We start from the raw sequence: 11,958 nt of genomic DNA, 5'->3' as shown, positions 1-11,958 counted from the left end.
CTCCGTGCGACCGTCAAGCGCTCGGCCGCTCACTCCCGCGCACCGACCGCCCCGCGGTCAGGTGCTCCTTCACCCGCACCGCCCGGTCGCCCACCGCGGCCACGGCTTCCTTCACGTCCCTCACGCTCACATTAAAGTGCCGCGCCCACGCGCCAACCGCGTAGTCGTGGCTGGTGTCGATGCGGTCTGCATCGCGGATGACTGGTTTGTTGTCGGCTGCCATGACGAACCTCCCTTGGATCTGAACCGCGCCATGCTAGGCAGGCGCGGGCAGCAGCCCTGTAGGACGCCCTTGATGGCGCAACTCATCCCTTGCCGACGACCTGCACCCGCTGGTCGATGGCCCCGAACACGCTGCGGCCCGCGTCGTCGATGGCCTCGATGCGCACGCGGTCGCCGTGCCGCAGGTAGGGCTGCAGCCGGCTTTCGTCCTCGCCGGCCAGGATCTGCCGCACGCGCGCTTCGGTGATGCAGGCGCTGCCCGATGCCGGGTCGGCGTTGCTGATGGTTCCGGCGCCCACGATGCTGCCGGCGCCCAGGCTGCGGGTGCGTGTGAGGTGGGCGATGATCTGCGCGAAGTTGAAGATGGCCTCGGTGTTGGCGTGCGGCTCGCCGAAGCGCTGGCCGTTGAGGTCGATGCGCACGCGCAGGTCCGGCATGTTCCCTTGCCAGGCCGCGCCCAGCGCCGCCGGCGTGACGGCGATGGGCGCGAAGCTGGTGGCCGGTTTGCTTTGATAGAAGCCGAAGCCCTTGGCCAGCTCACCGGGGATCAGGCCGCGCAGCGAGACGTCGTTGAGCAGCACCACCAGCGCGATGGCGTCGGCCGCCTGCTGCAGCGTGGCGCCCAGCGGCACGTCGCGCGTGATCACGGCGATCTCGGCCTCCAGGTCGATCTGGTGCGCCTCGTCCACCGCCACGATGGGATCTTGCGGGCCGATCATCACGTCCGAGCCGCCCTGGTACACCAGCGGCTCGTCTTCGTAGCGCGGCGGAATCGGCTCCTTGCGCCACTGGTAGATCAGGCGGGCGTGGTTGCGGTACACCGAGGCGTCGGCCCACTGGTAGGCGCGCGGCAGCGGCGCCATGCAGCCCGCCGCATCGAAGTCCTCGGCCGCGTCCCACCCCGCGGCATCGAGTTCGCGCCGGCGCTCGGCCAGGCGCGGCGCCAGCCGGTCCCAGTTGTCCAGCAGGGCCTGCAGGTTGCGGGCGATGCCCTCGGCGCGTGCCCAGCGGGTGCCGGCCGCGTTCACCAGCATCAATTCCCCGTCGCGGCTGCCGTCGCGCCGGGTGGCCAGCCGCACGTCCAGCCCGGTCATGCGCGCACGCCGGCCCGCTCGGCGGTCCAGGACGCCAGCTGCTCGTGCGCCTCGCGCGCAAAACCCTCCACCGACGCCGCGTCGGCCACTTCGACAGTGAGCTCCAGGCGGAAGCCGTTGGGGTCGAAGAAGTAGATGGAGTGCACGTAGCCATCGTGGTCGGTCACGCCCAGCACCTCCACCCCGTGCGACTGCAGCCGCTCTTTCATGGCCTGCAGGTCCTCGGGGCTGGCCACGCGCAGCGCGATGTGGTTGACCCAGGCCGGCGTGTTGGGCGAAGGCTCGGCCTGCTTGCCGTCGCCCAGGTCGAAGAACGCGATGTGCGAGCCGTCGCGCATGCGAAAGAAGATGTGCACGTAGGGGCAGTACTCGCCCGTGCTGGGCACGTGGTCCTTGCGGATGACGTGCACCAGCGGCAGGCCGAGCAGGTCTTCGTAGAAGTGCCGGGTCTCCTCGGCATCGCGGCAACGCCAGGCGAAGTGGTGCAGTCCTTCGACCGGCCGGGCAGTGGTGTCCATGATGTTTCCTTCCTCAGTTCAGGGTGATGTCGTTGGCCGGGATGCGCGCGAGCTTGCGGACATCCTCGGACGCGCCGGCGGCCAGGCTGGTGTGGATGAAGTGACGACGGTTCATCGGGAGGGTCTCCTTCTTGGTTCTGGAAGCGGGGGCGGCCTCGAAGGCGGCCATGCAGCGGCCTCCATCTTGCACCTGCTCCGGGTTCAGGGCAGGAGGACGAAGCGCCGATTGTGGGAGGACGCCCGGAAGAAAATGTCCTAAGGAATCAGGACAGAACCCCCGATGCGATGAAGTTGCGAAAGCTGGACGCCACCACCCCGCCCGAGATGCGCCGCGCGGCCGAGCTGGTGGAAGCACTGGGCGCGCCGGACTTCGCGGCCCGGCTGCTGCGCGCGCTGCAGCCCCGGTTGCCGGCCAGCCACTGCACGGTGTTCGCGCTGCGCGCCAGTGGACGCGCGGAGGCGGTGGCCAGCGCCAGCACCATCGGCGAGGTGGCCACGCTCACCGCCATCGAATACATGCGCCTGGGCTTCGACCAGCAGGACTCCAACATGATCTGGCTGGCCCGCCGCAAGCCCGGGCGCAGGCTGCAGCTGTGGATCGGCCATCAGCTGGCTGAAGAGGTGGCCCAGGCCGACTACCGCCGCGTCTGCTACGGCGAGCCCGGTGTCCGCGAGCGCCTCTCGCTGCTGGCGGTGTTCGCCGACGGCACGCGCGTGGCGACGAGCTTCTACCGCAACCACGCCTATGCGGCCTTCGCCGAGACCGACCGCACCTGGCTGGGCGAGCAGGCGCCCCTGCTTCTGGCGGCCGTTCGGCGGCACATGCAGCTGGCACGCGCCACGCCCGCCCAGCACCCGCTGCAGCAGGCCCTGATGACCCGCCTGTCGGCGCGCGAGCGCCAGCTGATCTCGCACGTGCTGGACGGCAAGACGACCAAGGAAGCGGCACGCGAGATGGGCGTGTCCACCACCACCGCCCTCACCTACCGCTACCGCGCCTTCCAGCACCTGGGCGTGCGCAGCGCGCGCGAACTGATGGCGCTGGTGGGACAGGCCGGGCCGGCGTGAGGATCAGGGGCAGACGAAGGTGCTTCCCATCGGCATGCAGGGCCCGCGCGGGCCGTGCAGTTCCGGGCCCACGCGGTTGAGCCGGCGGCCGTCGGCGTCCCAGCAGCCGGTGGCATCGCAGCTCGTCACCACGGAAGGCCGCTCCACCGCCAGCGGCGCCGGCGGCCAGGTGATCGGGGGTGCGACGGCGGGCGCGGGCGTGGGCGCGACCGGCGCCACCCGCACCGGTGGCTGCGGCGAGCGCGGCACGGGATGCCCGGGTGCCGGGCCTTCCAGGCAGGCCTGCGCCGCCCGCTGCCGGGCGGCCTCCACGGCCTGGGGCGCGGCAGCCTGCTGCCGCAGCGCGTCCAGGCGTTGCAGCGCCTGCACGCAGCGCTCCGAAGCCAGCGGGTCGTCACCGGAAGCCCAGCCGGACAGGCCCAGCAGGAGCCCCGGCAACAGCAGCAAGGATGGGCGGCGCATGGGCCTTGGAGGCCGCCGGCGCGCGCGGGTTCACGCCCCTTGCCTTCGACCGGCTGAAGCACAATCGTCCGCGATGACGACGGAGCCCCTCGACCGCCTGGTCACCACCGCCATGCCCTTCGGCCGGTACAAGGGCACGCTGATCGCCGACCTGCCCGGCAACTACCTCAACTGGTTCGCGCGGGAAGGCTTCCCACCGGGAGAGATCGGCCGGCTGCTGGCGCTCATGCACGAGATCGACCACAACGGCCTGAAGCACCTGCTGGCGCCGCTGCGCGCCGGCCGCGCGCCGTGAACCCACCGGGGCTCGGCCGGCTGCTGCGACAGGCGATCGCGGCGGCGCCGCGGCGCTTTCGCTGGCCACCGCTGCCGGCTGATGCGCAGGCGGCCTGGCAGGCCGGTGCCGACGTGGCGATGGCCTTCGCCCTCGAGACCGCCCGCCTCGCGCGGCAGGCCGGCAAGCCGGTGCCCGAAGCGGGCCGCGCGCTGTTCATCCGTTCGCTGGCGCTGCTGGTGCGGCAGGCGCTGGTCGAGGGTACGGGCGATCCGGCCTTCCAGGCGCTGGTGCTGCGTTCGCAGGAGCCGCGGGTGGACGAGTTCGTGCGGCTGTCGTCGCAACGGGTCGCCGACCGGCGCGCGGTTCGCAGCGCCGTGAACGCGCTGGCCCACCCCGGCAAGCTGCGCGGGCTGCCGCCGCAGCCATGGCACGAGGCCCTGGCCCGGCTGCACGACTTCGCGGCCGCGCAAGCCTGGGGCGAGCTGCGCATGGCGCTCGAGCAGATGCTGGCGCGCGCCGACCCGCCCGAGAGCGCGTTGCCCGACCCCCTGCGAGCCCTGCTCGACCAGCCGTCCCTGCAGCGCCTGGAGCAGGCCGACCGCCTGCGCGACCTGCCGGGCGTGCAGCGCTACCTGGCGCTGTGCGCGCAGCGCGGGCCGCTGGCCGGCAGCGCCGCCGCCAGCGCCATGGGCCGGGCATCGGCGCGCACCGGCAATGGTGCGGAGAAGGCCACCGTGGACGTGCTGCGCACGCTGGCCGAACGCCTGGCACCGCTCGGGGGGCCGCGCCTGCGGGTGGGCCGGGGCCTGCGCACACCGGCCGCGCTTGAGCGCCTGGACAAGTCCAAGGACGAGTGGGACGCCGCGCTGCTGCAAGGCGACGAGGTCGTTCTGCTGGCCGAGGTGAAGGCATCGCCCGCGGCCGCGGTGCCGGATCTCCCGCGGCTGCTGCGCGGGCTGGAGCGCCTGGCCGCGGCCGACGCCGGGGGCCTCTACACCTTCCCCTCCGCCGACGGGCCGGTGACGCTGGCCGGCGCCTCGCTGCGGCAGCTGGTACCGCGCGGGCGCGAGCTGCCCCCGCACGTCGTGTACTTCTGCAGCCCGCCCGGGCCGCCGCAGCCGGTGCCGTGGCTGGCGGCCTCCACCCGGGCGGTGCTGCTGTCGGAGCCGCACAGCCTGGCGTTCGCGCGCGCCCTCGCGGCCGGCACGCCGCCCGCGCCCGACAGCCTGGCACCGGTGTGGGACGCGCTGCTGCATGCGCCGCGCCTGCGCGCCGCGCTGCACCAGGGGTTGACCGCGACGACCGTCGGCGACGCCACGCTGCATCCGCGGGACCTGCTGGACGCGGTGCTGCGCGAGTGGGGCAACAGCCACTGCTAAAGTTCGCCGCCTCGCATCTCCAGCCGCCCGCCCATGACCGAACAGACCCTCGCCTTCCACCCCCGCACCACCCCCGCCCCGGTCACCGAAGCCGTGCCGCTGGGCGTGATCCGGGCCTGGTTCGACCTGCCGCTGGGCGAACTGATGTTCCGTGCGATGCAGGTGCACCGCCAGCACTTCGCGCCCGACGAGGTGCAGCTGGCGACGCTGCTGTCGGTCAAGACCGGCGGCTGCCCCGAGGACTGCGGCTACTGCCCGCAATCGGTCCACCACGACACCGGCCTGGCCGCCTCCAAGCTGCTGGACGTGCAGGCCGTGCGAGAAGCGGCGCTGGCCGCCCGCGAGAACGGCGCCACGCGCTTTTGCATGGGCGCGGCGTGGCGCGCGCCCAAGGACCGCGACATCGAGCAGGTGGGCGAGCTGGTGCGCACCGTGAAGGACCTGGGCCTGCAGACCTGCTGCACGCTGGGCATGCTGTCGGCGCCGCAGGCCCAGGCGCTGAAGGAAGCGGGGCTCGACTACTACAACCACAACCTCGACACCGCGCCCGAGCTGTATGGCGGCATCGTCAGCACGCGCGACTACCAGGACCGGCTGCAGACCCTGGCCCACGTGCGCGAAGCCGGCATGCAGGTGTGCTGCGGCGGCATCGTGGGCATGGGTGAATCGCGCGAGGGCCGCGCCGGGCTGGTCCACCAGCTGGCCAACCTCGACCCCTATCCGGAATCGGTGCCGATCAACAACCTGGTGCAGGTCGAAGGCACGCCGCTGCACGGCACGGCGAAGCTCGATCCGCTGGAGTTCGTGCGCACCGTCGCCGTGGCCCGCCTGGCCATGCCGCGGGCGCGCGTGCGCCTGTCGGCCGGGCGGCAGGAGATGGACGAATCGACCCAGGCGCTGTGCTTCATGGCCGGGGCCAATTCGGTGTTCTACGGCGACAAGCTGCTGACCACCGGCAACCCCGACTGGGAACGCGACCGCGCGCTGTTCGACAAGCTGGGCCTGCGGACGGTCTAGAAAAGCGCCTCGTCCAGGTGAGGCAGCGCCGCCGCCGCGGTGGGGTGCGCCAACCACGGCACATGGCCCCACAGTGGGCCCGGCAGCCGACGCACCAGCGCCTGGATGTTCGCGGCTTCGTGCGGCATGCCGGGCGTGATGCTGCAGGCCACCCAGCCCGCCAGCCGCATGCCGCGCGCAGCGACGGCTTCGGCCGTGAGCAGCGCGTGGTTGATGCAGCCCAGGCGCAGCCCCACCACCAGCACCACCGGCAGGCCCAGCGCACGCGCCAGGTCGGCGGTGTCGTAGCCCTCGTCCAGCGGCACGCGAAAGCCACCGGCGCCCTCGGCCACCACCACGTCGGCGCGCCGGCGCAGCGACTCGAAGGCGGCGGCGATGCGTCCGGCATCGATGCGCACGCCCTCGACCGCGGCCGCGATGTGCGGGGCGATCGGCGTGCGCAGCATGCAGGGCGAGATCTGTTCCGGGCGCACCGCCACCGACGAGGCCGCGGCGAGCCGCTCGACATCTTCCTGCACCCACTGGCCATCGCGGCGCTCCATGCCGGCTGCGACGGGCTTGAAGCCCACCGCCCGCCGCCCGCGCCGCGCGTGGCCCAGCAGCAGGGCGCTGGCCACCAGCGTCTTGCCCACGCCCGTGTCGGTGCCGGTGACGAAGCAGCTGCCGGCGCTCATCGCGACACCCCCGCCAGCGCCTGGCCGAGCCGGTCGATTTGCTCGGGCTGGTGCAGCGCGCACAACGTGATGCGCAGCCGCGCGGTGCCCTCGGGCACGGTCGGTGCGCGGATCGCGGTGACCCAGAGGCCCTGCGCCTGCAGGGCCGCCGCAGCCGCCAGAACGCGCGTGTTGTCCCCGACCAGCACCGGCTGGATGGCCGTGGCCGAAGGCAGGCGGCGCCATCCGCCCGGCACTGGCATCGCGCGGAACCGACCAATGAGGTCTTGCAGGTGCTGCCGGCGCAAGGCGCCCTCGCCGCTTTCGATGATGTCCAGGCTGGTCTGCAGCGCGTGGGCGATCGCCGGCGGGCTGGCCGTGGTGTAGATGTAGGTACGCGCCCGCTGCACCAGCCAGTCGATCACCTCGGCATGGGCCGCCACGAAAGCGCCGGCCACGCCCGCGGCCTTGCCCAGCGTGCCGACCAGGACCAAATGCCCGCAATGCAGGTCCAGATCCTCCAGCACGCCGCGGCCGCGTGCGCCGAGCACGCCGAAGCCGTGCGCGTCATCGACCACCAGCCACGCCCCGTGGCGCTCGCACAGCGCAGCGAGTTCGCGCAGCGGGGCGACGTCGCCGTCCATGCTGAAGACCGCGTCGGTCACCACGATCTTGTGGCGCGCGCGGCTTGCCGACAGCGCCTGGGCCAGCGCCTGGGTGTCACGATGCGGATAGACCGTGGTGGGCACGCGCGCCAGGCGGATGCCGTCGATCAGCGACGCATGGTTCAGGGCCTCCGAGAACACCTCGCAGCCCGCGCGGTCGATGTCGGCCAGCGCACCGATCACCGCGAGGTTGGCCATGTAGCCGGTGCAGAAAAACAGCGCCCGCGGGTGCGGCAGGTACGGCGCGTACCAGTCGGCCAGCCGGTCCTCCAGCGCGGCATGCGCGCGCGAATGGCCGCTGACCAGGTGCGAGGCGCCGCTGCCGGCGCCATGCAGGCGGGCGCCTTCGGCCAGCGCGGCGACCACGCGCGGATCATTGGCCAGCCCCAGGTAGTCGTTGCTGTTGAAGCACAGGCGGTCCTGCCCTTGCATGCGCATGCGAGGCGCGCAGGGGCTCTCGGCGGCGACGCGGCGACGGCGCAGGCCGGCGGCCTCGATCGCGGCGAGCCGCTGCCGCAGCGGTTCCAGCAAGGTGTCGGCGCCGGCGCTCATGAACCCACCGCCGCATCGAACACGCGAACCGTGCGCTCGGCCAGCAGGCCCACCTCGTCGTCGTCCAGCACATAGGGCGGCATCAGGTACACGGTGGTGCCGATCGGCCGCAGCAACAGGCCCTGCTGCAACGCGAGCTGCGACGTGCGGCGCGCGAAGGTGGCGCGTTGCGCGGGGTCGTCGATCCCGGCATCGAAAGCCCAGATCATTCCGCGCTGGCGGAAGTGCCGCACGCGAGGGTGCCGCGCCAGCGGCTGCAGGGCCGCGGTGAGGGACTGCGCCAGGCGCCGGTTGCGCTCCAGCACCCGCTCGGACTCCATCACATCGAGCATGGCCAGCGCGGCACGACAAGCCAGGGGATTGCCGCTGTAGGAGTGCGAGTGCAGGAACCCGCGCTCGAGGTCGGGATGGTGGAAGGCCTGGTAGATCGCCGGCCGGCTCAACACCACCGCCAGCGGCAGGTAGCCCGCGCTGATGCCCTTGGACAGGCACAGCATGTGCGGCCACACGCCGGCCTGTTCGCAAGCGAAGAAGCTGCCGGTGCGGCCGCACCCCACGGCGATTTCATCGGCGATCAGGTGCACCTGGTGCGCCTCGCACAAGGCGGCCAGGCGAGCGATGAACTCGGGACCGTGCATGGCCATGCCGCCGGCGCACTGCACCAGCGGCTCCACCACCACCGCGCTGATGGCGTGCGACTCGCGCTGCAGCAGCTCGTCGAGCGCGGCGAGTGCGCGTCGCGCCGGCGCCGCCGCGTCCTCGTGGGGCGCTGCCAGGCGCTCGTCGGGGGAAGGCAGCAACTGGGCGGAGCGCAGCAGCGGTTCATAGGCGCGGCGGAACAGCGCGATGTCGGTCACGGCCAGCGCGCCCAGGGTCTCGCCGTGGTAGCCGCGCTCGAAGCCCACGAAGCGCTGCTTGCCGGGCAGCCCCTGGTTGCGCCAGCAGTGATGGCTCATCTTCAGCGCGATCTCGATGGCCGAGGCGCCATCGGACGCGTAGAACGCGTGTCCCAGCGCATGCCCCGTCAGCGCCGACAGCCGCTCGGCCAGCTCGACCGCCGGCTGGTGCGTGAAGCCGGCCAGCATGGCGTGCTCCAGGGTGTCGAGCTGCTGCTTGATGGCGTCGTTGATCCGCGGATGGGCGTGGCCCAGCAGGTTGACCCACCAGGAACTCACGGCGTCGAGATAGCGCCGTCCGTCGGTATCGAGCAGCCACGCACCTTGGCCGCTGGCCAGCGCCAACGGCGGCACCTCATCGTGGTGTTGCATCTGGGTGCAGGGATGCCAGACGGCGCGCAGGCTGCGGCTGGCGAGATCGGTGGGGAGTGATTGGCTCAAGGCGGATTCGATAGGCGCTGAAGAACGGCGTTTGTACCTCAGCGAGCTCCCAAATTAATCCGTTCGTCTCATCGATGCCTGCAGCCAGGACGCCGACTGTCGCTCTCCATCGGTTTCCGCGTGGTCCGATACGCGTCGCTGGCCCCGTGTGCCAACTCGAACAGGAGGTCGGCAGGTCAGCCCAGGTCTTTGACGGCGTCGTGCGGTTCACAGCGCTGATGCCGATCGGCCTCATCGCCGGTGCACCCTCGGCATCTGGCGCGCGGCGCTGCGTTCGTCGTAGTGCGCCGGAACTCGGCAAGAGGCCTCACTGTTCTGCTGCCCCTGATGGGGCAACGACCGCAGTCTCGGTGGCGATCCTGGCTTTTCTCAACCGCAGGGCGAAGCTGCTCTGGCTGGACCTGGCGAGCCTGCTCTGCATCATTGTTGACCAGCCGATCAATGTCGAAGTGATGACCTGGACCGCGCAAAGCCTGCGTTCCGACTGGGTGGCCCTTCGTGACCGATGGTGGTCCTGGCACATCGTCCGCACGAGCTTCTCGATCGCTGGCCAGACTCTGATGATCCTCGCGCTGCTCTTCGACAGGTTGGCGATTTCCCTGCCGGAGAGACACCGCGTTTCTGGAGAGCCGCCCCGTATATACGGGGCGTGAGGGCTGGGAAAGAAAAAGGGCCGGTCCCTTGTGAGGACCGGCCCATTCTTGTGTGGCGCGGCTGGCAGGATTCGAACCCACGACCCCTTGGTTCGTAGCCAAGTACTCTATCCAACTGAGCTACAGCCGCTGAGCCCGCAAGTATATCAGCGTTTTTTGGCCGCTCCGGGCACGAGCCGACGTCCATGGATGGGCGCGAATATTGCCGACGCAAGCTCGGCGTTTGCGGACAATCCGCGGCGAAGGTCGATCGACCGCAGGACGGACGCAAGCCGGAACATGAGGCAGTGGTGGGTTTTCTTGATGTGCGTGCTCGCGGCGCTGGCGCCGGCGGGCGTCCACGCCGGCATGCCGCCCACACTGCCGCTCGAGGCCGGCAGCGGCATCGTGCAATTGACCAGCTTGTGGACCTGGACCGATCCATCGGGCACCGCCACGGTCGAACAGGTGGCGTCGGGGCACACGCCCTTCGCGCCCGTGGACGTGCCCCGCGTGCAGCCGAGCGGCTCGGGGTCAGCGCTGTGGCTGGCGTTGCGACTGCAGCGCGCCGCCGACGCGCCTCCGGACTGGTCCCTGGCCTTGCCGTCGGCCATCCTCGATCGGGTCATCGTCTACCAGCCCGATGGCCGGCGCGGCTGGCGCTCGCTCCGCGCGGGCGACCGGGTGCCCATCAGCCACTGGCCCGAGGCCGGTCGCTACCCCGCCTTCCCGCTGCACCTCGAACACACCGCCGCGCTCGACGTGTACCTGCGGATCGAGCACCCGACCGCCATGGCGCTGTCGGTCCGGCTGGCGCCGCGCAACGCCCATGAACGGCGCATGCGGCTCGAGTACCTCGCGATAGGCGTGGCGCTGGGCGGCCTGTTGCTGCTGGTGGCTGGCGCGGTCTGGCAGGCCGCGACGCTGCGAGCCCGCAGCCATACCTGGTTCGCCACCTTCGGACTGGTGTCGACGCTGGCCTGGGCGGCCTACACCGGACTGGCCGGCCAGCTGCTCTGGGGTGAGCACCCCACCTGGACCGACGCAGCGCCCGGCTTCCTGGGGCTGCTCGCCAGCAGCCTCTGGCTGGCCCTGGTCAACTCGTTCGGCCTGGCCACGGCTGGCGCGCGATGGCTGGCGGGCTGCATCCGCGCGGCCGCCTGGCTGGGCTGCGTGCTGGCGCTGGCGCATGTGTTCCTGTTGCCGCGGCACCAGTCGGCGGCACTGATCGCCGGGTACTTCGGCCTCACCGCGGCCTTGTCGCTCGCCGCGGCGGCGGTGAGCTGGCAGCGGGGCGAACCGGCCGGCCGCTGGCTCATGCTGGGCGCCGCACCGCTCGCGCTGTGCGTCGTCCTGGCCCTCGGGCGCCTGTTCGGACTGGTCGACCGCTCCTGGCTCACCGAGTACATCGTGGTCGGCGGACTCGCCTGGAGCCTGCCGCTGGTCAAGGCCATGATCGACCGGCGCCTGCGCGCCCGGCGCAGCACGCAGCTGCGGCAGCAGGCGCTGGCCAGCCACGACCCCCTCACCGGGCTACCCAAGCTCGCGCCCTTCCGGGCCCGCTTCCGGCGGGTGCTGAGCCGCTATGCCACCACGCGCGAGCCAGCCTGCCTGCTGATCGTCGCGGTGGCCAACCTGCCGGCGATCAAGCTGTCGCGTGGCAACGGCGCGGCCGAGGAGTGCCTGCTGCGCGCCGTGCTCAAGATCCAGAAGCTGGTGCGTGACGTGGACGTGATCGCCCGCGTGGGCGACGGCTGCTTCGCCGTGCTGCTCGAAGGCGTGCACGGGCGCGCGCGCGTCAGCGAGTTCGGGTCGCACCTGGTCGCCTCCGGGCTGATGCCCGACCCCGAGCACCCGACCGATCCGCTGCTGCATTTCCATGTGACCGCCGCGCTGCTGACCGAGGTCGCGGAACCGGGGGTCACGCTCATCGAGGAGTTGTTCCACTTGCTGGCCACGATGTCGCCGCGCACCCGCCGCCCCATCCGCTACCTCAGTCCGCACGACGCCCGCGGCGTGGGCAGGGCATGGCACCGGGAGGCCTCGGCGCTGGACCGGCTGCCCGAGGTGATCTGACAACGC

Annotated in this window: 14 protein-coding genes and 1 tRNA gene; 6 read left to right on the top strand and 9 right to left on the bottom strand. The window is 71.8% G+C overall.

All coding sequences use genetic code 11. The annotated features are described in order from the left end of the window. Window positions 1-13 precede the first annotated feature (13 nt). From JI739_RS10390 to JI739_RS10375, 4 genes are all read right to left on the bottom strand, one after another. Window positions 14-223 carry a DUF3606 domain-containing protein gene (locus JI739_RS10390; RefSeq protein ID WP_201683829.1) on the bottom strand — a complete coding sequence of 70 codons (210 nt, stop codon included), beginning with the start codon at window positions 221-223 and terminating at the stop codon, window positions 14-16. An 82-nt stretch (window positions 224-305) separates the two neighbouring features. Next, window positions 306-1,316 carry a fumarylacetoacetate hydrolase family protein gene (locus JI739_RS10385; protein WP_201683828.1) on the bottom strand — a complete coding sequence of 337 codons (1,011 nt, stop codon included), beginning with the start codon at window positions 1,314-1,316 and terminating at the stop codon, window positions 306-308. Then, complete coding sequence (locus JI739_RS10380) at window positions 1,313-1,834, bottom strand: VOC family protein (RefSeq protein ID WP_201683827.1); 522 nt, start codon at window positions 1,832-1,834, stop codon at window positions 1,313-1,315. The genes JI739_RS10385 and JI739_RS10380 overlap by 4 nt, the downstream gene beginning before the upstream one ends. Window positions 1,835-1,847: 13 nt before the next feature. Beyond that, window positions 1,848-2,003, bottom strand: coding sequence for a hypothetical protein (locus JI739_RS10375; protein ID WP_201683826.1), 156 nt, complete (start codon window positions 2,001-2,003; stop codon window positions 1,848-1,850). Window positions 2,004-2,119: 116 nt separating this feature from the next. On the opposite strand from JI739_RS10375, the gene JI739_RS10370 reads away from it, so the two are divergent. After that, the gene (locus tag JI739_RS10370) at window positions 2,120-2,902 is read left to right on the top strand and encodes a helix-turn-helix domain-containing protein (protein ID WP_201683825.1); all 783 of its coding nucleotides are present in this window, start codon (window positions 2,120-2,122) and stop codon (window positions 2,900-2,902) included. A 3-nt stretch (window positions 2,903-2,905) separates the two neighbouring features. On the opposite strand, the gene JI739_RS10365 is transcribed toward JI739_RS10370, so the two are convergent. Next, the gene (locus tag JI739_RS10365) at window positions 2,906-3,364 is read right to left on the bottom strand and encodes a hypothetical protein (protein WP_201683824.1); all 459 of its coding nucleotides are present in this window, start codon (window positions 3,362-3,364) and stop codon (window positions 2,906-2,908) included. 73 nt (window positions 3,365-3,437) lie between these two features. Between JI739_RS10365 and JI739_RS10360 the strand changes: the two genes are divergently transcribed. From JI739_RS10360 to bioB, 3 genes are read left to right on the top strand one after another with little or no spacing between them, the layout of a single operon-like run. Next, complete coding sequence (locus JI739_RS10360) at window positions 3,438-3,659, top strand: DUF3820 family protein (RefSeq protein ID WP_201683823.1); 222 nt, start codon at window positions 3,438-3,440, stop codon at window positions 3,657-3,659. Continuing rightward, window positions 3,656-5,020 (top strand): hypothetical protein, encoded by a 1,365-nt coding sequence (locus tag JI739_RS10355; RefSeq protein WP_201683822.1) that lies wholly within the window; start codon window positions 3,656-3,658, stop codon window positions 5,018-5,020. The genes JI739_RS10360 and JI739_RS10355 overlap by 4 nt, the downstream gene beginning before the upstream one ends. Window positions 5,021-5,053: 33 nt before the next feature. Then, complete coding sequence (bioB, locus tag JI739_RS10350) at window positions 5,054-6,037, top strand: biotin synthase BioB (RefSeq protein ID WP_201683821.1); 984 nt, start codon at window positions 5,054-5,056, stop codon at window positions 6,035-6,037. Here bioB and bioD read toward each other — a convergent pair. The 3 genes from bioD to bioA are packed head-to-tail and all read right to left on the bottom strand — an operon-like array spanning window position 6,034 to window position 9,244. Next, window positions 6,034-6,711: a dethiobiotin synthase gene (bioD, locus tag JI739_RS10345; RefSeq protein WP_201683820.1), complete on the bottom strand. Its 678-nt coding sequence runs from the start codon at window positions 6,709-6,711 to the stop codon at window positions 6,034-6,036. The two genes, bioB and bioD, sit on opposite strands and share 4 nt — an antisense overlap. Further along, complete coding sequence (gene bioF, locus JI739_RS10340; RefSeq protein WP_201683819.1) at window positions 6,708-7,907, bottom strand: 8-amino-7-oxononanoate synthase; 1,200 nt, start codon at window positions 7,905-7,907, stop codon at window positions 6,708-6,710. The genes bioD and bioF overlap by 4 nt, the downstream gene beginning before the upstream one ends. Continuing rightward, complete coding sequence (gene bioA, locus JI739_RS10335) at window positions 7,904-9,244, bottom strand: adenosylmethionine--8-amino-7-oxononanoate transaminase (RefSeq protein ID WP_236589477.1); 1,341 nt, start codon at window positions 9,242-9,244, stop codon at window positions 7,904-7,906. The genes bioF and bioA overlap by 4 nt, the downstream gene beginning before the upstream one ends. Before the next feature lie 146 nt (window positions 9,245-9,390). On the opposite strand from bioA, the gene JI739_RS10330 reads away from it, so the two are divergent. Continuing rightward, window positions 9,391-9,897, top strand: a complete 507-nt coding sequence (locus JI739_RS10330; protein ID WP_201683818.1) for an anthrone oxygenase family protein — start codon at window positions 9,391-9,393, stop codon at window positions 9,895-9,897. A 53-nt stretch (window positions 9,898-9,950) separates the two neighbouring features. Here the strand turns inward: JI739_RS10330 and JI739_RS10325 are convergent. Beyond that, a tRNA-Arg gene (locus tag JI739_RS10325) sits at window positions 9,951-10,027 on the bottom strand. A gap of 149 nt (window positions 10,028-10,176) precedes the next feature. Between JI739_RS10325 and JI739_RS10320 the strand changes: the two genes are divergently transcribed. Then, entirely contained in the window at window positions 10,177-11,952 is a 1,776-nt protein-coding gene (locus JI739_RS10320; RefSeq protein ID WP_201683817.1) for a sensor domain-containing diguanylate cyclase, read from the top strand. Window positions 11,953-11,958 lie beyond the last annotated feature (6 nt).

This window comes from Ramlibacter aurantiacus, from assembly GCF_016722895.1.
Taxonomy (GTDB): domain Bacteria; phylum Pseudomonadota; class Gammaproteobacteria; order Burkholderiales; family Burkholderiaceae_C; genus Ramlibacter; species Ramlibacter aurantiacus.
The sequence above is the reverse complement of the archived record's forward strand: the minus strand, read 5'-3'. Positions and strand labels throughout refer to the sequence as shown.

What these genes read in the sequence shown, in the direction of transcription:
- JI739_RS10390 (WP_201683829.1), bottom strand. Translation starts at nt 223, where the DNA reads ATGGCAGCCGACAACAAACCAGTCATCCGCGATGCAGACCGCATCGAC.
- JI739_RS10385 (WP_201683828.1), bottom strand. Translation starts at nt 1,316, where the DNA reads ATGACCGGGCTGGACGTGCGGCTGGCCACCCGGCGCGACGGCAGCCGC.
- JI739_RS10380 (WP_201683827.1), bottom strand. Translation starts at nt 1,834, where the DNA reads ATGGACACCACTGCCCGGCCGGTCGAAGGACTGCACCACTTCGCCTGG.
- JI739_RS10375 (WP_201683826.1), bottom strand. Translation starts at nt 2,003, where the DNA reads ATGGCCGCCTTCGAGGCCGCCCCCGCTTCCAGAACCAAGAAGGAGACC.
- JI739_RS10370 (WP_201683825.1), top strand. Translation starts at nt 2,120, where the DNA reads ATGAAGTTGCGAAAGCTGGACGCCACCACCCCGCCCGAGATGCGCCGC.
- JI739_RS10365 (WP_201683824.1), bottom strand. Translation starts at nt 3,364, where the DNA reads ATGCGCCGCCCATCCTTGCTGCTGTTGCCGGGGCTCCTGCTGGGCCTG.
- JI739_RS10360 (WP_201683823.1), top strand. Translation starts at nt 3,438, where the DNA reads ATGACGACGGAGCCCCTCGACCGCCTGGTCACCACCGCCATGCCCTTC.
- bioB (WP_201683821.1), top strand. Translation starts at nt 5,054, where the DNA reads ATGACCGAACAGACCCTCGCCTTCCACCCCCGCACCACCCCCGCCCCG.
- bioD (WP_201683820.1), bottom strand. Translation starts at nt 6,711, where the DNA reads ATGAGCGCCGGCAGCTGCTTCGTCACCGGCACCGACACGGGCGTGGGC.
- bioF (WP_201683819.1), bottom strand. Translation starts at nt 7,907, where the DNA reads ATGAGCGCCGGCGCCGACACCTTGCTGGAACCGCTGCGGCAGCGGCTC.
- JI739_RS10320 (WP_201683817.1), top strand. Translation starts at nt 10,177, where the DNA reads ATGAGGCAGTGGTGGGTTTTCTTGATGTGCGTGCTCGCGGCGCTGGCG.